The sequence below is a fragment of the Azospirillum terrae genome, assembly GCF_053470425.1.
In genome coordinates, this window is the sequence record NZ_JBPXMR010000002.1 from 322,237 (window position 1) to 340,693 (window position 18,457).

The 18,457-nt window shown below is 66.6% G+C and carries 17 protein-coding genes and 1 tRNA gene; 8 read left to right on the forward strand and 10 right to left on the reverse strand.

What is annotated here, in order from left to right; translation table 11 throughout:
- Positions 1 to 8: 8 nt before the first annotated feature.
- Positions 9 to 1,934 (reverse strand): glycosyltransferase 61 family protein, encoded by a 1,926-nt coding sequence (locus tag ACSVDD_RS07950; protein WP_448188793.1) that lies wholly within the window; start codon positions 1,932 to 1,934, stop codon positions 9 to 11.
- Between the two features lie 60 nt (positions 1,935 to 1,994).
- Positions 1,995 to 2,080 (reverse strand) — tRNA-Leu (locus ACSVDD_RS07955).
- A gap of 122 nt (positions 2,081 to 2,202) precedes the next feature.
- Between ACSVDD_RS07955 and ACSVDD_RS07960 the strand changes: the two genes are divergently transcribed.
- Complete coding sequence (locus tag ACSVDD_RS07960; protein ID WP_448188794.1) at positions 2,203 to 2,724, forward strand: disulfide bond formation protein B; 522 nt, start codon at positions 2,203 to 2,205, stop codon at positions 2,722 to 2,724.
- On the forward strand, positions 2,721 to 3,284 hold the full coding sequence (locus ACSVDD_RS07965; RefSeq protein ID WP_448188795.1) for a demethoxyubiquinone hydroxylase family protein: 564 nt from the start codon (positions 2,721 to 2,723) through the stop codon (positions 3,282 to 3,284). Before ACSVDD_RS07960 ends, ACSVDD_RS07965 begins: the two co-directional genes overlap by 4 nt.
- 7 nt (positions 3,285 to 3,291) lie before the next feature.
- Here the strand turns inward: ACSVDD_RS07965 and ACSVDD_RS07970 are convergent, their stop codons facing one another.
- A complete protein-coding gene (locus ACSVDD_RS07970; protein WP_448188796.1) occupies positions 3,292 to 3,855 on the reverse strand; it encodes an HNH endonuclease in 564 nt (187 codons plus the stop codon).
- 312 nt (positions 3,856 to 4,167) lie between these two features.
- Here ACSVDD_RS07970 and ACSVDD_RS07975 point away from each other — a divergent pair, with 312 nt between their 5' ends.
- Together ACSVDD_RS07975 and gluQRS are read left to right on the forward strand one after the other, a co-directional pair.
- The gene (locus tag ACSVDD_RS07975) at positions 4,168 to 4,335 is read left to right on the forward strand and encodes a hypothetical protein (RefSeq protein ID WP_448188797.1); all 168 of its coding nucleotides are present in this window, start codon (positions 4,168 to 4,170) and stop codon (positions 4,333 to 4,335) included.
- Positions 4,336 to 4,389: 54 nt separating this feature from the next.
- The gene (gluQRS, locus tag ACSVDD_RS07980; protein WP_448188798.1) at positions 4,390 to 5,247 is read left to right on the forward strand and encodes a tRNA glutamyl-Q(34) synthetase GluQRS; all 858 of its coding nucleotides are present in this window, start codon (positions 4,390 to 4,392) and stop codon (positions 5,245 to 5,247) included.
- A gap of 60 nt (positions 5,248 to 5,307) precedes the next feature.
- On the opposite strand, the gene ACSVDD_RS07985 is transcribed toward gluQRS, so the two are convergent.
- Positions 5,308 to 5,742: a hypothetical protein gene (locus tag ACSVDD_RS07985; RefSeq protein WP_448188799.1), complete on the reverse strand. Its 435-nt coding sequence runs from the start codon at positions 5,740 to 5,742 to the stop codon at positions 5,308 to 5,310.
- A 192-nt stretch (positions 5,743 to 5,934) separates the two neighbouring features.
- On the opposite strand from ACSVDD_RS07985, the gene ACSVDD_RS07990 reads away from it, so the two are divergent.
- Positions 5,935 to 6,648, forward strand: coding sequence for an FkbM family methyltransferase (locus tag ACSVDD_RS07990; RefSeq protein ID WP_448188800.1), 714 nt, complete (start codon positions 5,935 to 5,937; stop codon positions 6,646 to 6,648).
- A 65-nt stretch (positions 6,649 to 6,713) separates the two neighbouring features.
- Here ACSVDD_RS07990 and ACSVDD_RS07995 read toward each other — a convergent pair whose 3' ends face one another.
- Positions 6,714 to 8,414 carry a methyl-accepting chemotaxis protein gene (locus tag ACSVDD_RS07995; RefSeq protein WP_448188801.1) on the reverse strand — a complete coding sequence of 567 codons (1,701 nt, stop codon included), beginning with the start codon at positions 8,412 to 8,414 and terminating at the stop codon, positions 6,714 to 6,716.
- A gap of 190 nt (positions 8,415 to 8,604) precedes the next feature.
- Here ACSVDD_RS07995 and ACSVDD_RS08000 point away from each other — a divergent pair, with 190 nt between their 5' ends.
- Both ACSVDD_RS08000 and ACSVDD_RS08005 read left to right on the forward strand, forming a co-directional pair.
- The gene (locus ACSVDD_RS08000; RefSeq protein WP_448188802.1) at positions 8,605 to 10,266 is read left to right on the forward strand and encodes an alpha-amylase family protein; all 1,662 of its coding nucleotides are present in this window, start codon (positions 8,605 to 8,607) and stop codon (positions 10,264 to 10,266) included.
- A gap of 109 nt (positions 10,267 to 10,375) precedes the next feature.
- Positions 10,376 to 10,696: an STAS domain-containing protein gene (locus ACSVDD_RS08005; protein ID WP_448188803.1), complete on the forward strand. Its 321-nt coding sequence runs from the start codon at positions 10,376 to 10,378 to the stop codon at positions 10,694 to 10,696.
- 197 nt (positions 10,697 to 10,893) lie between these two features.
- Here the strand turns inward: ACSVDD_RS08005 and ACSVDD_RS08010 are convergent, their stop codons facing one another.
- The 5 genes from ACSVDD_RS08010 to ACSVDD_RS08030 form a co-directional block, all read right to left on the reverse strand.
- Positions 10,894 to 11,109 carry a hypothetical protein gene (locus tag ACSVDD_RS08010; RefSeq protein WP_448188804.1) on the reverse strand — a complete coding sequence of 72 codons (216 nt, stop codon included), beginning with the start codon at positions 11,107 to 11,109 and terminating at the stop codon, positions 10,894 to 10,896.
- Between the two features lie 109 nt (positions 11,110 to 11,218).
- A complete protein-coding gene (locus tag ACSVDD_RS08015) occupies positions 11,219 to 13,225 on the reverse strand; it encodes a TniQ family protein (protein ID WP_448188805.1) in 2,007 nt (668 codons plus the stop codon).
- 1 nt (position 13,226) lies between these two features.
- Entirely contained in the window at positions 13,227 to 14,213 is a 987-nt protein-coding gene (locus tag ACSVDD_RS08020; RefSeq protein WP_448188806.1) for an ATP-binding protein, read from the reverse strand.
- Between the two features lie 7 nt (positions 14,214 to 14,220).
- Positions 14,221 to 16,494 (reverse strand): TnsB C-terminal domain-containing protein, encoded by a 2,274-nt coding sequence (locus ACSVDD_RS08025; RefSeq protein WP_448188807.1) that lies wholly within the window; start codon positions 16,492 to 16,494, stop codon positions 14,221 to 14,223.
- 9 nt (positions 16,495 to 16,503) lie between these two features.
- A complete protein-coding gene (locus ACSVDD_RS08030; protein ID WP_448188808.1) occupies positions 16,504 to 17,238 on the reverse strand; it encodes a hypothetical protein in 735 nt (244 codons plus the stop codon).
- Positions 17,239 to 17,489: 251 nt separating this feature from the next.
- On the opposite strand from ACSVDD_RS08030, the gene ACSVDD_RS08035 reads away from it, so the two are divergent.
- Positions 17,490 to 18,446, forward strand: coding sequence for a hypothetical protein (locus tag ACSVDD_RS08035; protein ID WP_448188809.1), 957 nt, complete (start codon positions 17,490 to 17,492; stop codon positions 18,444 to 18,446).
- Positions 18,447 to 18,457: the final 11 nt, after the last annotated feature.

An 18,457-nucleotide genomic window follows, 5' to 3' on the forward strand; every position in this document is an offset into this window, starting at 1 on the left:
CGTCCGGGTTACCCGGCGCCGTCCAGCATCTCCCGGCAGGCTGCCGCCACCGCGCCGGGCGGGACGCTGAAGTCGAAATCGAAGGTGATCGTGCCGCGGTTTTCCAGCGTGCGGCCGATCACGCGGCGATAGCGTTGATGAAGCGTGGCGGTCAGCATCCCGTACTGCGGTATGGCGAGCTGTGCGTGCGTCAGTTCGACGAACGCGGCCCCCGGCGGCGCGAACAGAATGGCCGCACTGCCGCCGCCCAGCGGCCCGACGATCAGCTCGGCCGAGGCGAACAGGGCCACCTGTTCCGCCATGGAGTAGTCCTCCGGCACCACCTCTTCCACACCCAGCGGCGCCAGGGCGTCCAGCACCTCGCGTTCATTGACGATGGCGCGGTAGGTGGCGGTGCGCCGCGACAGGTAGAGCCGTCGGCGCGGCCGGCGCATGCCCTCTTCGATGAGGGGCGCCAGCTTGCGCCGCAGGAAGTCGATGTGCAGCGGCGAGGCGTATTTGTGCCGGTGTGTCAGCGAGGGAATCCACAGGCGCTCAGCCCGCACGACCGGCACGTCGGGCAGCGTGACGATGCGCGACGGGTCTACGCCGAGCAGGCCCATCAGCTCGCGCACGGACCGCATCATGTGCGGCGACACCAGCAGCGGCAGCCGGTCGAGTTCGGGGAAGCGCTCCAGCACGGTCAGGCGCGACAGCCACTCCTGCACCAGATGCGCCCAGTTGGCGACGCCGCCGATCAGAATCGCTTCCGGCTCGACGGTGGCGCTCGGCGGTTCCAGGTCCGCGAGGATTTTTCCGGTGGGGCTGTTGCACGGGAACTCGGGATGCCGGATCAGGCGGTCGGGATCGTAGTGCAGCAGGCCGTCGAGCAGCAGCGTGTCGCCGCAGGCCACCGCCCAGGTGGAGGTGGAGATCCGCGCGTCGTCGACGCGGGCGAGGAAGATCTCCGGGAATGTGACGTTGTGGTGCTGGCCGATGTCGTCGATGAGATGGGCGCGGTGGGCGGCCTGCACCCGGTGGTAGGGCCACGACCGCTCGGCGCACAGCTCGGCTGCGGGGCGGCGGCGCAGGACCGCCGGCTCCGCGTTGGGCGAGCGCTTGGGATTGTCCGCCATGCCGGCGCGGTAAGCGCGCAGCGCGTCCTCGGGGTGCCCGGCGTCCAGGAGGTGGCTGCTGATCTCCGTCAGGTCGGCGGCGCGGCCGGCGAAGCGGCCCACCAGACTGTTCAGCCGGGCGGCAGCCTCGTCCCGCCGTCCCATCGCCAGCAGCGCCTGGGCGCCACCCAGCAGGCTGTCGCGCTGGTCCGGGTCGAGGCGGACGGCTTCGTCGAAGTGCATCAGCGCGCTGGCCGCATCACCGAAGGCGAGCAGGGAGCGGCCGATGGACGCACGGGTTTCCGCGGTGTTCCCGACCGCCAGCGCCTGCCCGAAATGTTTCAGCGCAGGCTCCACGAGCCCGGTCTTCAGTTGGATATCGCCGAGATCGCGCAGGACGCTGGCGTCGTCCGGCGTCAGGTGTGCCGCCCGCAGCAGGCAGCGCACCGCTTCGGCCCGCAGCATGCCGTCCAGCATGGCGGCCCGCCCCTCGCGCATCCACGCCTCTGCCGATTCCGGCGCCAGCACGATGGCGCGGCGGAAACTCAGGCGCGCCAGCCCCACCTGTCCCAGGATCATCTCGAAGGTGCCGAGCATCAGATACAAGGCCGCATCCCTGCGGGGATTTTCCGAGACGAATGTCCGGTACTCCACGATGGCCGCCAGTTCGCCGCGCTGCATCCGCGCGATCAACAGCGCCTCGGTGGCCTCCTCATGCTCCGGGTCGATCTCCAGGACCATGCGGTAGATGACCTCTGCCTTTTCTGGCTCGCCGGCCTTATGCAGCGCCAGTGCGCGAGCAAAGGTTTGCGCCGCAAGCCCTTCAAGGAAATTGGCCAAGTATGTGTCTCCCGCAGCTCGGTTGCCCCCGAAGGGGACGGCTCAGCGATGGAGAAGGAATGGTGCCCCAGGTCGGACTCGAACCAACACGACCTCTCGGCCAACAGATTTTGAGTCTGCCGCGTCTACCATTTCGCCACTGGGGCACGGGATCAATGGTGGCGCGATCATACAGCCCCGTCCGCGCGGGTCAATCGCAAAGGAAGCGCCGGCTCCGCATCGCGACAACTGGCGCAACGCGCCGCATCGCGCTATATCCGAAGGCGCCATGCCACATCGCCTCACACTCATCGATCCCCGCCTGCCAGCCCTCCTTCTGGCGCTCGCCGCCGCCGGGGTGCTCGGCGCCGCGTTCGTCTTCCAGTACGGGTTCGGCTATCAGCCGTGCGTCCTGTGCATCTGGCAGCGCTGGCCGTACGCCGCCGTGCTCGCCTTCTCCATCACCACGCTGGCCTTCCCGCGCTGGCGCGGGGTCGGCGACGCCATGCTGGTGGCCAGCGGCTTCGCGCTGCTCGCCAACGTCGGCATCGCTTCCTACCACGTGGGCGTCGAGCAGCATTGGTGGGCCTCGGGGTGCAGCGTCACCGGCGCGGCGATGACGCTGGAGGAAATGCGCGCCCAGATCATGAGCGCGCCGGTGGTGCGCTGCGACGACATCCAGTGGTCGCTGTTCGGCATCACCATGGCCGGCTACAACGTGGCCGTCTCGCTGGTGCTGTCCGTCTTCGCCTTCGCCTCGGCGCGCACCGCCTACCTGCACGCCGACCGCAGCAACGGAATCCCGGCGTGAGCGCCGCCGCCCGCCCGCCGGTGCGTGGCGCGCTGCCCGGCGACCCCCGCCCGCGCGAGCGCATCGCCCGCATCTGCCGGGTCGATCACGCCGGCGAGTACGGCGCCAAGCGCATCTACGAGGGCCAGATCGCCGTCATGGGCGACGGCCGGCACGGCCGCACGTTGCGCCACATGGCGGCGCAGGAGAGCGAGCACCTGCGCTATTTCGAGGAGCAACTGGCGGCACGGCGCGTCCGTCCGACGGCGTTGCAGCCGCTGTGGCACGTCGGCGGCTTTCTGCTGGGCGCGGTGACCGCCGTGCTCGGCGAGAAGGCAGCCATGGCCTGCACGGTGGCGGTGGAAGAGGTCATCGACGGGCACTACGCCGCCCAGCTCGACCACCTCGGACCGGAGGACGCGGACCTGGAGGAGAAGATCCTCAAGTTCCAGGCCGAGGAACTGGACCACCGCGACATCGGTCTCGCCAACGGCGCGGAGCATGCGCCGGGGTACCCGGTGCTGTCCGGGGCCATCAAGCTCGCCACCCGCACGGCCATTTGGGTCGCCGAGCGGATCTGAATCTGTCCTACGCCGGGTCCAGTTCGGTGTCCCAGTACAGGAAGTCGCGCCAGCTCTCGTGCAGGAAGTTCGGCGGGAAGGCCCGGCCGTGCTCTTGCAGCTCGTAGGCGGTTGGCTGGAAGGGCGGGCAGAGCGGGATCATGCCGCAATGGTGCGGCAGCCGGTTGCCCTTGACCAGATTGCACGCCGAGCACGAGGTGACGACGTTCTCCCATGTCGTGCGGCCACCGCGCGAGCGCGGGATCACGTGGTCGAAGGTCAGCTCCTGGGTCGGGAACGGCTTGCCGCAGTACTGGCAGCTGAAGCGGTCGCGCAGGAACACGTTGAATCGGGTGAACGCCGGCCGCCGGGTCGCGGGGATGTACTCCTTCAGCGAGATGACGCTGGGCAAGCGAATCTCGAAACTGGGGGAGTGGACGACCCGGTCATACTGGGAAATGACGTTGACGCGGTCGAGGAAGACCGCCTTCACCGTCTCCTGCCACGACCAGAGCGACAGGGGGAAGTAGCTGAGCGGGCGAAAATCCGCGTTCAGCACCAGAGCCGGACAGTGATCGGGTGGTGGAGCCAATGGCCACTCCCTAGTCTCATTCCGTCTCGCACGGCCTCTGACCCCGAGCGCACCAGATACATAAGCGATAACGCTGGCAATCTCAACATCTCGTGTCACGGACCGCCGCCGCACCGCACAATCTTCATGGGAGCGTAACGCTTTTGCCACCCCCTCGGTGCCCTGCGCCGGCCAGAGAAAAGGGAGTGCCCAGGGGAAGACCAGATGTGACAAATCCGGTCTTCGCCATCAATAAGGGGTGAGGACAGCCGGCCGCTTACCCCTCGTTAACCATGGTTGGGCACAGTTGCCGCAATGACCACGGGGGCCACCATGACTGCACAGATCATCGACCTCACCGCGAAGCGCCTGGAACGTGAAGAGAAGGCGCGGCAGAAGCGCGTCGAGGCCTTCGACCAGGAACTGCGCCGCCGGCTCGCCCTGTACCTGGAAGGTGACGACATCCCGGTCGAGCCGATCCGCGACAACCCGTACATCTGAACAGGGGGGCCGCCCCCTTTGTGAGGGGGGTGCGGGATCGGTTATAAAGGCGGCATGACGACCGTCACCCGCTTCGCTCCCAGCCCGACCGGGCACCTGCACCTGGGCCACGCCCATTCGGCGCTGTTCGGCTGGCGCGCCTCCGGGCAAGCGCCCGGTGCCGAGGGAGGCCGCCGCTTCCTCCTGCGCATCGAGGACATCGACCCGCAGCGTTGCCGTCCCGAATTCGAGCGGGACCTGATGGAGGACCTGGCGTGGCTGGGTCTCTCGTGGGAAACGCCGGTGCGTCGGCAATCCGACCATCTCGACGACTACCGCGTGGCGCTTGATCGCCTGCGCGGCCTCGGCGTCGTCTATCCGTGCTTCTGCACCCGCAAAGACATCGCCGCGGAAATCGCCCGCGCCGGCCACGCCCCGCACGGGCCGGACGGCCCGCTCTACCCCGGCACCTGCCGGGCGCTGCCGGCGTCCGAGCGCGAGGCCCGCATGGCGGCCGGGCACGCCTTTGCGTGGCGGCTCGACGTGGCTGCGGCGATGCGCCGCACCGGGCCGCTGCGCTGGCTCGACCGCGGCAAGGGCTGGCAGCCGGCGGCGCCGCAGATCCTCGGCGACGTGGTGCTGGCCCGCAAGGACACGCCGACCAGCTATCACCTGAGCGTCACGGTGGACGACGCCGTGCAAGGCGTCACCCTGGTGACGCGCGGCGAGGATCTGTTCTTCGCCACCCATCTGCACCGGCTGCTGCAGACGCTGCTGGGCCTGGGCGTGCCGGAGTGGCACCACCACGGCCTGCTGACCAACGAGCGCGGCGAACGCCTCGCCAAGCGCGACCGGGCGCAGACGCTGCGGTCCCTGCGCGAGGCGGGGCATACGCCGGCCGCGGTGCGGGCGCTGGCTGGGTTTCCCGATTGACGCGGAACGCTCCGGCCGGAGAACCGGCCGGAGCGCGTCGGCGCTGTAAGTGAAGGGCGATCAGCGCTGGCGGACCAGCGCGCCCTGACCCGCGAAGTTGCCGATGCCGGCGGCGAGGTTCTGCACGTTGGCGGCGTTTGCCGGGCCGAACAGGCCGCTGGAGCGCTGCTTCACGGTCGCCCCCTGGACCGCAGTGTTGCCGATGCCCGCCGCGGTGTTGCCGACCAGGGCCGTCGAGCCGCCGGAGAGTTGGCCCCTGCTCCGCTGCATGACCAGCGCGCTCTGGCTGGCCGAGTTGCCGATGCCCGCGGCGAGGTTCGACACGCCGGCGACGTTCGGCCCGCCGCCACCACGCTGGAAGACGGCGGCGCCCTGGCTGGCCGAGTTGCCGATGCCGGCGGCGGTGTTGGAGACGTCGGCGACGTTCTGCGCCATGGCCGGCGCGGCGAGCAGGGCGAGCGTGGCGAAGCCGGCGAGCAGCGAGGTGCGGATCATGGGGTCGGTTTCCTTTTCAAGGGGGCCGGCGCTGTGCGTCCGGCGCGTTGTCGATGACCAGACCCTACCCAAGCCGGCCCCGGCCCGATGTGAGCCGGGCCACACAGTGCTCATGGTTTCCGGGGAGATCCGAAAGCCCTTGGCGCCGCCGGCCGATGGCGCCATTCTGGCGCGCGGATTCAGGGGCGTGCGATGATCGAAATCGAGTACACCGACGCTGGCGGGAGGCGCCGCTTCCTCTGCCCGGACACCATGGCGGAGCACGTCAAGGGCATCCTGAGCGGGCAGGCCTACCCGGTCGTGCCGGGGCTTTTCCGGCCACCTGCGGTGATCCTCGATGCCGGTGCCAACGTCGGCGCGACGTCCGTGTACTTTTCTCAGGCGTATCCGGGTGCGGCCATTCACGCGGTGGAGCCACATCCCGAAAACTTCGGGCTGCTGGAACGCAACACGGCGCACCTTCCGAACCTCGTCCGCCATCGGGTCGCGTTGAGCGATCGCGACGGGCAGGCGACCCTCTACGACGGTGCCGCCAACGCCGGAACCGCGAGCCTCACCGAAAGCGCGGAAACCTCGGCGTCCGGTCACGAGGTGCAGGTCAGGGAGGCCGCCGCGTTCGTCTCCTGCCTCGGCCTTTCCACCATCGACGTGCTGAAGCTGGACACGGAGGGCGCGGAGTGGCCGATCCTCAGCGCGCTGTTCGACATCGTTCCGCGCGTCGCCGTCATCTACCTGGAATACCACAACGACGGCGACCGCCGCCGCATCGACGCCGCCCTGGCGCCGACCCATTTGCTGTTTGCTGGCCGGGCGCTGGCGCCACACCGCGGCGAGCTGGTCTACGTGGCGCCCTCCGCCCTGAGCGACACCGCCTGGGTGGATTCGTTCCGCATCGGTCCGCCGTGATCGTGTGAGCGCCGCCCGCGTTGGCCTGAAGCCCCTCTCCCGCGGGAGAGGGGCTTCCAATGCCCCTACGCCGCCACCCGGTTCGACTCCCTGATCTCGTGCAGGAAGTCCTCCACATGGCGCTCCAGCGCCTCCGACTGCTTGACCAGTTCGCCCGCCGCCTCGGCCACCGCGTGCGAGGCGCCCAGCGTGCCGTCGGCGGCGCGTGAGACGTCGTTGATATGCAGGTTGATCTCGTCGGTGCCGTGCGCCGCCTGCTGGACGTTGCGGCTGATCTCGCCCAGCGCCGCGTGCTGCTCCTGGATGGCGGCGGCGATGGAGGACGAGGTCTGGTGCACCTCGCCCACCGTGCGGGCGATCTCGCGGATGGCGGCGACGGCCTGATCTGTCTCCGCCTGCACCACGGCGATCTGCGCCGCGATCTCGTCGGTCGAGCGCGCGGTTTGCGTCGACAGGCCCTTCACCTCGTGCGCCACCACGGCGAAGCCCTTGCCGGCCTCACCGGCGCGCGCCGCCTCGATGGTGGCGTTCAGCGCCAGCAGGTTGGTCTGGCCGGCGATGTCGCGGATCAGATCCACCACCTGACCGATCTTGCCGGCCGCGTCGGACAGGCCCTGCACGACGCCGTCGGTGCGCGCCGCCTGCTCGGACGCCAGCTGGGCGACGGAGGAGGCGCGCTCCACCTGCCGGCCGATCTCCAGGCTGGCGGCGTTCAGCTCCTCGGTGGCCGCCGCCACGGTCTGCACGTTGGCCGAAGCCTCCTGGGTGGCGGCCGCCACGGCGGTGCTCTGCGCGCTGGTCTGCTGGGCGTTCGACGACATGGTGCCGGCCGAGGCTTGCAGACGCTCGATCACCTTGGCGATGGACTGGATCATGCCGTGGACGCGCTGTTCCATGCTGTCGGCCATGGCGAGCATGGCGCGCTTGCGCTCGTTGATGGCGTGGCGCTCGTGCTCCTCCTGCTCGGTGCGCATCTGCTCGATGCGCAGCACGTTCTCCTTGAACACCTGGACGGTGCGCGCCATGTCGCCGATCTCGTCACCACGCTCCCGCGCCGGCACCTCCACGTCGGTGCGGCCCTCGGACAGCGTCAGCATAGTGGCGCGCATGGCGGCGATGGGCCTGGCGATGGAGCGGCTCATCCACCACGCCGACAGCAGCACCGCCAGCAGCACCACGGCGAAGATCGACACCTGCTCGACCACCTTCTGGCGGAACACCGCGTCCACGTCGTCCACGTAGATGCCGGTGCCGACCACCCAGTCCCAGCCGGGGATGCGCTTGACGTAGGAGATCTTCGGCGACGGCGCCTCTCCCTTGGCCTTGGGCCAGGAATAGGGCACGAAGCCGGCGCCGGCGCCGCGCGCCACGCCCAGGAAGCCATCGAAGATCGAGTAGCCGCTGGGGTCGCGGATATCCAGCACGCTTGTGCCGATGCGGTCCTTCAGCGTCGGGTGCATCAGCAGCACGCCGTCCAGGTCGTTGACCCAGAAATAATTGGTGCCCTCGTAGCGCAGCGTGCCGATGGCCTCCAGCGCCGCCTTTTTGGCCTGCTCGGCCGGCATGGCGCCGGTGCGCGCCAACTCGGCGTATTTCAGGGCCAGGCTGGAGGCGGCGTCCACCAGATCGCGGGTCTTCATCTGGCGGTCGTTCATCAACTCGGCGCGCAGGCTGGTCAATGCCACCACGGCGATCATGATCATGCCCACCAGGGCTACCGACGCCATGGCGGTCAGCCGACCGCGCAGCTTCAACGAATAAGCCATTTCACGCTCGTGCAACTAAAGGACGATCACTGTCCGAATTAATCCCAAAGGATAATAGACGATTCGCCTGGGTTGCTTCACTAGACAATTCGAAGACCCCGGTATGCTAATCGGCCGAGCCGCACGCCCGCGCGGACCCTCGCCCGTCCCGCCCTGTTGCAGCAGGGTCGGCGAGGGGGAGGGCGCGCGCATGATCAATGACCTTTGGTACAAGAACGCGGTGGTCTACTGCCTGTCGGTGGGCACCTTCATGGACTCCGACGGCGACGGGGTGGGCGACTTCAAGGGGTTGATGCGGCGGCTCGACTATCTGCAAGGGCTGGGCGTCACCGCGGTGTGGCTGATGCCGTTCCAGCCCTCGCCGCGCAAGGACGACGGCTACGACGTCTGTGACCATTACGGGGTGGACGGGCGTTACGGTTCGCTGGGCGATTTCGTCGAGTTCACGCACGCCGCCAAGTCGCGCGGCATCCGCGTCATCATCGACCTCGTGGTCAACCACACCTCCGACCAGCACCCGTGGTTCCAGGAGGCGCGGCGCGACCCCAACTCGCACTACCGGGATTGGTATCTGTGGTCGGACAAGAAGCCGGCCAACGCCGACGAGGGCATGGTCTTCCCCGGCGTGCAGACCACCACCTGGACCTACGACAAGCTCGCCAAGGCCTATTATTTCCACCGCTTCTACGATTTCCAGCCCGACCTCAACACCTCCAACCCCGAGGTGCAGGCGGAGATCCTGAAGATCATGGGGTTCTGGATCCAGCTGGGGGTGGCGGGATTCCGCATGGACGCGGTGCCGTTCATCATCTCGACCAAGGGCGCCGAAGTAACCAAGCCGACTGAACAGTTCGACATGCTGCGCATGTTCCGCGAGTTCGTGCAATGGCGTCAGGGCGACGCCGTGCTGCTGGCCGAGGCCAACGTGCTGCCGAAGGACGACATGCATTACTTCGGCGACGACGGCGACCGCATGCACATGATGTTCAACTTCCAGGTCAACCAGACGCTGTTCTACGCACTGGCCGCCGCCGATGCCCGGCCGCTGGCCAAGGCGCTGGCCGCCACCAAGCCGCGCCCGGCGACGGCGCAGTGGGGCCTGTTCCTGCGCAACCATGACGAGCTGGACCTCGGCCGCCTGACCGACCAGCAGCGCCGGCAGGTGTTCGCCGCCTTCGGGCCGGACAAGGGCATGCAGCTCTACGACCGCGGCATCCGCCGCCGCCTTGCCCCCATGCTGGACGGCGATCGTCGGCGCATCGAGCTGGCCTACAGCCTGATGTTCACGCTGCCCGGCACGCCGGTGCTGCGTTACGGCGATGAAATCGGCATGGGCGACGACCTGTCGCTGCCCGAGCGCAACTGCGCCCGCACCCCCATGCAGTGGTCGACCGAGCCGAACGCCGGCTTCACCAAGGCCGACACGCCGGAATTGCCGGTGATCAGCGGCGGCCCGTTCGGCTACGAGCGGGTCAACGCCGCCCAGCAGCGCCGCGATCCCGACGCGCTGCTTAACTGGATGGAGCGCATCATCCGCATGCGCAAGGAGTGCCCGGAGTTCGGCTGGGGCGACGTCACGGTGATCGACACCGGCGATCCGGGCGTACTGGCGCTGCGCTACGACTGGCGCAACAACGCGGTGCTGGTGCTGCACAACCTCAAGGGCAAGCCCTGCGAGGCGGTCTTCGAGCCCGGCCCCACCGGCGAATCGCCCCGCTTGGTCAACCTGTTGACCGAAAACCACGCCGATCCGGACGACGACGGGCGCTACTGCGTGCTGATGGAGGCGTACGGCTACCGCTGGTACCGCCTTGGCGGATTGGACTACATCTTGCGGCGTAGCGACCTATGACAGGGCACAATGAGGTAGAATGTCGCACCTAAAGTAGATTACAGTCTGAACAAATTGCTGCAACAATCCGACGCTAGGATGCGAAGCGGGAAAAGAGATGGAGGGGGGCATGCACACCAACACACCGTTCGCCGCTCGGGTGGATCGCGAGGCGGACCGCATGATGTGCGCGTTGAGTGGCATGCTGACCTACAACAGCTACAGCACCTTCCGCCCCTTGCTGGACGCGGTGGACGCGCATGGTGAGGGCGAGGTGGTGCTCGACCTCGGCGACCTGCACTTCCTCGACTCGAACGGGCTCGGCATGCTGCTGGTGCTGCGCGAGCGCGCCACCGCCGCCGGCCGCCGCATGCGGCTGATCAACGTGTCGCCGCGCGTCGACAAGGTGCTGGTGCACACCCACACGCAGGAGATGTTCGGCGCGGCGTAGAGGGGGGCAGGGCGGCTCATGTCGGACCACAATATAACTGACCCAGCTAACGTGTTGTAAAATTTACATTCAACTGAGATGGGGTGACCTCGCTTCCACAGTAAGATTGACCCGATTTTGGCGTTTCCACAACAAGACTGACCCGATTCACGCCGTGGTCAGCCGAACGGCGGTGGTCGGCATCAGCGGCGACGCGCTCATCGTGTGCGATCACCCCTTCGCCGCCAGCCGATTGCTAAAAGCATGGCGTCGAATTCTTCGGAAATCGGGAGCACCCGCCCACCGTGAAGGGTAATGATAGTACCCTCGTCCGTCTCATGGAGCCCGATGACGCTCCCCGTCCTGACGGCATGGCGATGCCCGTCGGTATCGATCAGCACAATGATTCCGTCTCCCGATTCGACGAGTTCCATGCCGTCCTCATGAGGAAGCCAGTTTGCGGGAAGCGGTCGTGGCGGAACGTCGATCCCGCCGCACCCAGGTTTCTCGAGCGCGGCCCGTTCGCTGTGAATCGCTGTCTCTCTAGGGATCGCTTTCCATGCCGAACACGTCTGCTCGTCGCCAGATCAGACGCATCCCCGCCCGCAGCGCGCAAACAGGTTCGATCCCCCTCTGTGCGAGTGCCCGCTTCACATGGCTGGGATGGATGCCGAGCCGTCGGGCGATCTCGGCAGTGTGCACGAATTCCTCGTTGAATCGGGCGAGCGCATCCCGGGTGATCCGCCGGTCATGGGAGCCGGTCGTGTCAATCAGACCAGCCGAAACCAACCAAGAGATGTTCGGCGTGGACATACCGATGTGGATCGCCGCTTCCCGGTATGCCAGGGGCTCGTCCGAAGCATGGATCTCGGTTTGAGCGCCCGCCGTTTCCGTCAGCGCCCGGAGCCGCTCCGTGTCCACGAACAGCCGCGTGAACAGTCCGCCCGATCCTTCGGTTCCGAAGACTGGCAGGGTGCCGTCAAGAATGGCCTGGACGATGGTAAGCCAAGGCTTATCCCCCGCGGGCAAGCGGCGCAAGGCCGCATGGAAGCGCCGGCATCCTTCCGTCCTCTTTCCTCGTCGGCGCGCCTGCTCGACGGCGGCTATGAGTTTTTGCAGGCTGCTATAGCGATATTGGAGTCGGCCCGACACCATAGCGAGGGCCGGTCCGTCAGCTCGGCGGATCAGCTCCGCTTCGGCGAGGGCCTCGAGAGCGCTGAGAGGCAGCGCGATCAGGCGTGCGGCCTTCATGCCGTCGATCATATCCCGGCGCACCTGTCGGATTTCTTCGATCTGCGAGGCCTTGAAAAGCGCTAGGGAACGTCGGCCCTCTGTCCGGATGACGTCGATCTCGCCGCACCGCGCGAGCTTGCCGACCAGTCCGCCCTTGACCCCAAGACGGGCCGCCACCTCTTGGGTGTCAATGAGGTCTTCGCGGTGTCGGAGCGCGCGGCGGCGGGGAGCTGCCGGCTCATCCGCGGTGCGCTCCATATCCTCTGCGATGGTTTGCTTCAAGAGATTGCGGATGCCCTGGGGAACGGATTGATGCCGCGCCAGCAAGGGCAAGGCCCCCAGCTCCTTCGCCACGCCGAAGTACCCGGGCCGCTCGGGTGCCAGTGCCCGCATCGAATCGGCAATGGCCTGGAATTCGGACCGCCAGTCCATCAGCGCTCGTCCAATCCGCGCCAACAGGTCGGGCGTGAGGAATTCGAAATCTTTTCGCGCTCGCAGGTTCCGCAGCTTTACGGAGTCCACTGGTGGTGGGGTCGCGACCGCGCGCGCCATCAGAATGGCAAATTCGAAAAGCTCACCGGGTCCGCATCCGGACAGCTTCCGGTCCACGTTCTCTAGTGCCTTCTCGCGGACGGGTGGGACGGGGTTGACGAGATCGGTGAGGAACCGCAGCGCCGCTTCGTCATCGATGTGAACGATCGGCTGGGGGAAATCGCGCAAGTCCACTCGCGGGACGCCATCCCCATCAATGCAGTGTTCGCAAAACGTCACCCCCGCCGTCGTGAACCAGCCCAACGGTTCGTGGCAAGCCGGGCACGCATCGAGAAGTTCTTCCAGAGTCTCCGGGCAGAACGAGAACGGCCGCAGGTCGTGGAGCGCCCTGTGATGGGGGGAGATCGCCAGCGCCCGGGGGGAAACGCGGCGGAGCATGCTTTCCCGGTAGCGGGCGCGCAGGGGAATGCCAAAGAAATCAATGCGGTTGGCGTCCGCGTTCTCTCCGCCGGCGGATCCGTGGCAGCGAGAGAGAATCTCGCCGACCGAAACCTTCAGGACGAAGGCGACGCGTTCCGCTTCGGCAGGGCCGATGTATGGCAGAACCGGCGGGGTTCCCGCGGTGATGTCGGCGAGCGACAGGACTTTCATCAGCCCTGTGAAGCCGTTCCGGTGCGTAGCCCGGGCGAGCAGTCCAAGAAGGCTCTCGCCCACGATGGGCGGCGGGTCGGGGCGGAACGCGAGCGGACGCATCAGCATTCCGTGCCTGCCCGGTTGGGTGAGCCTGTAGGTGCTCGGATGAACCGGCGGGAGGGCATCGGTCATGTCACGCCCCCTTGCCGGTCCTGAACCGACGGGGACCCAATTCGAAAGGATTGTGGTCGATAATTCCGAGCGGGATCGCCCACGTCCGGACCGCATCCGAGAGATCGTTCCGACAAACGGCGTCATCTCCTCGGCGCAGCGCGAGTACGGTGGCGGTCTCGAACAGGTTCGACGCGGTCCCGATAATGCCTTGGCTCACCTCGTACACGCAGGCGGGGACGTCTCCCGCAACCAGACCCGACAATGTCGTGAAGATGCCGTGTTCGACGAGCTTCATGTCGAAACCGGCGCAGTGGTCGAGGAACATCTCCCTTTCGTCTGGGATGGAGACGTCAAGGGGGCCGAGGATGATCGGCGCGTAGCTGCGCTGCTTGAACTGAGGGTTCTTGAGAAGCAGCGGCGTCGCCTGCTCGGTTCCAAGGAGGATGAACGGGCAGGCGCCGTGGATGAGCATGCGTTTGATCGTCTCGGTAACGGACCATGCGGTCTTTCCGCCGCCTCGCGCGTTCATGGCGTTGTCGCTGTTGATGAGATGATGGATCTCATCAAGCGCCATGGCCTCCGTTCGGGCCACGTCGATGTGGTTCGACACCCGGCGTAGCAGCCTGGTCGCGGTGCCCCTCTCGAAGTCCGGGTCCTGGTACGCCTCCAGGATGTCGGACGCGAGAGTCTTGGTCGTGGCCTTGGCGGACAGCGTTATATGAAGGAAGGGTCGCGCATCCGGCACATACCGCTCCAAGGACGCGGCCGTCTCGATGTAATGATTGATCGACGTGCTCTTGCCGGTTCCCGAAGGTCCGATGATCGGCAGGAACTTTTGGGGAGGCCGGGCACCGTTCCGACCGGAGGCCTCCCATTCCTTGCGCGCTTGCCGGCCGAACCGCCGCAGGGTATCGATCTCTTCGCCGATGCGCAGCAGGCGGGGGTGGAGAATCCGGAATTTCCGGAACTCACCATAGGCATGGGCGAGGCGATCGGAAATGCTCATGATCTCGTCAGTCTCCATCCTTGGCGGCGCGACGCTGCGCCAGCCTTTCGGCGAGCGCTGCCATGTAGACGTCGGGATCTTCGACCATCAGATCCTGTGGGGCGAAAGGATCCGCCGCCGGCGTGCCGGCCGGTGTCGTGCCGCCGTCACCGTTCGTCCCCTTGGCGGCGCGGGCTCGCGCGGCAGCTTTCGCGGCCTTGGCTCCGCCGCGCCGCGGCCCCTTTTCCGGGTAGCCCTCGTCGTCACGTTCCTGGGCGGCGATCGACACCGTGACGTCATTGGTCTGCAAGCCGCTGACGCTCGGGGTCCCCTGAGTCCTCTGGACGGTGTCTCCGCTGAGAACTGGCGGGGAGGGTTCAAGCAGACGGCGCTGCGTCCGCATCGCGGCGAACCTCAGGTCCGGAGCGGCGGCTTCGAGGCTGGCCCGCAAGCGGTCCCGAGCCAAGCACTTATCGACGTCTGAGCGGAATGCCAAGTTTTCCGCCTTGGCGAAGGCGAGGACCTGCTGGTGGTGCCAGAAGCCGAGTACCGGCGTGGCCGCGTACTCCGAGTCCCAATTGGGAAGGAAGACATAGCCCCGCTTGGGCGTCATCTTCGGGTTCCAGACCCAGATCCCCCGGATATCGGCCGGGTTGTATTTGATTTTGACGCGAGCGGTGGCACTGCTGAGGCGCTTGCGCTGCCGTCGGACTGGAGTCGTCGACGCGAGGTCGTTCAGGAGGGCCGTCGTGACGTCAGGGTCATGGAATTTCAGGTTTCGGAAGGTGATCCCGGTCCGATCGAGTGTGGCCTCGTCCACCATCCCGAAGGCGGCCGCCAGGAAGTCGATGTCGTCGACGATCTCCCGCGGTGCGGCGGCCAAGCCCTTTCGCCAAGCCAGCAAAGGGGCCATGCCGATCCCCGAATGGGGCTCCTGGCCGTACACTTCGTAGATCGCCGTGTAGATGAATTCTTCAAGCCGCGACAGCGTGATGGCGGCGGTCTTCCGCGGATCGAGTCCAAGCTTGCGCATCATCACGGGGTCGAAGGGCACGCCGCCCGGCATCTCCTTGAACAGGATCTCGTTCAACGTCCGGAAGAAGCGCTCGACGAACGCCTTGTATTCGGGATTTTTGACCGGCGCCCACTCGACGTTGATGTTGCCGTCCTCGCAAGCGTCCTGGAAAGACACGCCGGTCTGCCGCCACGCGTTGTCGACGACGATGGTGTCGGGTTTCCCGTAAAGGCCTTCCAGAAGGTCCCGGAATTGCGGCAGGCGCTCGATGATGTCGTGCTTGCCCGTGATCACCTGCTGCAGGCAAGCCATGATCGCGAACAACGACTCCCCCTCGTAGGTGATGATCACGCCGAGCACAGCCCGAGATTTCAAATCGATGGCGAGCGTGAGCGTCGGCCTGCCCGCTGGGGTGTGCGTCCGGTCATCAAGGACGCACCACCCGTCGACAACAGTTCCGTCGATTAGGACGACATCGAGGATCTGCTTCGCTTCCAATCCGCGCCGGATCCCCTGAAAGCGTCGACGGGCTTCGGTCATTCCCCATTTTGCGGCGCAGGTCTCCAGGCTTGCGGCGTCACGAATGTACCGGCGGACCGTCTCGTCGGACGGGGTCGGCAGTGTCTTCCATCCGTCGCCATAGCGGGCGCGGCCGATGCCGTTCACGTGCCCGACGAAGCGGACGATTCGCGCGTGCGCCTTGAGCGCGGTGCGGGTGTTCATGGCGTAGTACCACGCCACCGTTCGCTTCAGGACCTGCTCGATGACGGGGGCCCAGCGGCGGCGCGGGGTTTGCGCGCGCATATCCTGCATGACGCGGATCGGGCGAAGGCCCGGCTCGCCCCGTTGACCGATGGCGCGCTTGAGGGTCGAGGGGCTTGGCTGCCAGAGCAGGCCTCTCCGTTTCGCCTCAGGGGTGTGGAAATTGATCAGCCGTTGGAGCGCGACCTCCCCCGTCCCGCACGGAGCCTCATCCCACATCCGGGTGTAGAACTGCAGCGTCCGCGCCTTGTCGCTGGCGCCTTCCGGTAGCACATCGCCGGCGTCGTTGCTGCGCTGGAGCCGCCCCGTCGCGTCGCGGAACTGACGATCGCGCCGCGCCCTGCGCGTGTCGCGCAGTCGATCGAGCTCGGCTTCCGCCTTGACGAAGTGCTGAACCTCTCCGTTAGGCTGCGTGCTTTCGAGCCGGAAGAGCATAAGGCCGCCCGGCTGTTCCTGGACGAAGATGCACGCCCCTTCGGGGAGGATCCACCGCTCGCCAATCGCATATCTGTTCTGCAGCGGCATCGGGGCGCCTCAGCGGAAGCGGTGCGACGCGTCGGAACGGCCGGCGACGAGCGTGACCGGGCTATCGGATTCGAGCCGCGCCGCGATGTCGATGGAGGCGACGCGGCGCACGATGCACGCGCACAGGAGCGCGTGACCGGCGGGGCCGCCGCCCAAGGCTTCGGCAAGCTGCCCGAACGAAGCGATGCCGTCATGACGTTCGACGGTTTCCATCACCACGAAGCGATCCCGAACCGTCACCGCCACGTGCCGGTGGCGTTGGATGGCCCATACGGTGTCGCGCCCCGGCTGGCGTTCGATCTCGGCCTCTTCGATGATGCGGAAGGACCAGCCGAGGCCGCGATAGACCTCGGCGGCGAGCTGCAGCTTCCGATCATAATCCGCGTCGTCGTCCGGGTTGTAGGCCTTCTTGATCTCGCCGATCTCCACGCGCCCGCCAGCCATGTTGCGGCGCACGTCGGGAAAGTAGATCAGAGGACGCGCCCGGCCGATTTCGATCTCGAGCCGATGTGGCTGGGAAAGGTAGGTGATGACGTCGGTGTCGGCCTCGCAATGCCAGAAATAGGCCCGCTCGCGTTTGTCCTCCCAGGGCAACGCCCGACGCGCTTTGGCTCTGGAATACCGGCCCGTCGGCTTGCGGTGCCGTCCGTTGATGATCCGACGCATGGGGCCGCCCAGCGGATCCTCCACGACCCGTGCGACCGTGCGCATCTGCAGTACGGCTTCATCGATGTCAAACGGCATCTGGACCTTCCAGCAATAGGCCACAGGGGACCGCTTGCGCCCAAGGCGCCCGCGTCGCGACCGCATCGTCGGATGACTTGACCGACCGACGCGCGGACATGAGCATTCACGGTTCGAACATTGTTCGCAACGGTGCTTTCGGCTAGGCTTGCCGACCGAGGCATACCACCTGCGTTAGGATTCCCAGGTGCTGGATCGGCTTGCCTCGTCGAGGTGGACTTGCTTCCATGAGGGTCCTGAGGGCGAAGACGATGAATGCAGAACATCGCGACGGCACGAATGCTTTGATCTCCGGCCTATCGGCGCTTAGGGCCTTGTCGCGTCGCGAGCGTCACTGGACGACCGTGGTGGGCGTGCTGCGCCCAGCCCTGGAGACTGGGGCCTGGAAGTCCTCCTATCACTCAGAAAGCGCATTCCTGGCCGCGGTTTCCCAGGCATCCGGATACAGCAGGACGATGTTGCAGAGGGCCGTCAGGGCGGACGCCTTCGCCCAGCGCCTCGCCACCGAAGGCCACGCGCCGCTGGAACGCATCGTGGGCTTGCCTTTCGGTATCGTGGAGGAACTTGCGTCGATCGATGCCCACTCGCCCGAACTCGCGCATCGTATGTTGGCTCGGGCTCTGGAGGGTGAGATGACGCTGGGCGAACTCCGGAAGGTCCATCAGGAATCCGTTGCTTCCCTCGCAGAGCAGCGGCCGGGGAAGATTGCGGGGAGACGGCTGTTGCTCGATCTGGAGCGTCGCATCGTGCAGGCGCTCATCGCGAACCCTTCCGCCTTCGTCGCGCCGCCGGTGCGCATCGTCGCGGTGGACACGCCCTTGGGGCGGGGGGGCTGCGATGCGATTGCCACGCGGATCGTGCATGGTGTGCTGGAGACCATTGCCTTTGAAGTCAAGGTTACCAGCCGGTCAGCGGATGCGGGGCATCTGCTCGCGATTATGCCCCAGGTCGCGTTGGCCAGTTCCTTCCACACTGATTATTGGGTGCTCTCGAACGCTGGAGAGCGAGAGCTTCGGGAATTTGCAACCGAGATCGGAGAACTGAGCCTTGCCAACGTCGGATTGGCAACTGTGCGGGATGAAGGAGGTTGCTTTTCATTCCGCCCTACGCGCCGTCCGTCCGGTCTACCTACTCCGGATCGGCGTCTGGAAACGATTCGAATGTTGGGGCGAGCCGGTCTCAATAATCGCATTTCCAATAAACCTTAGCGACCCTCGCG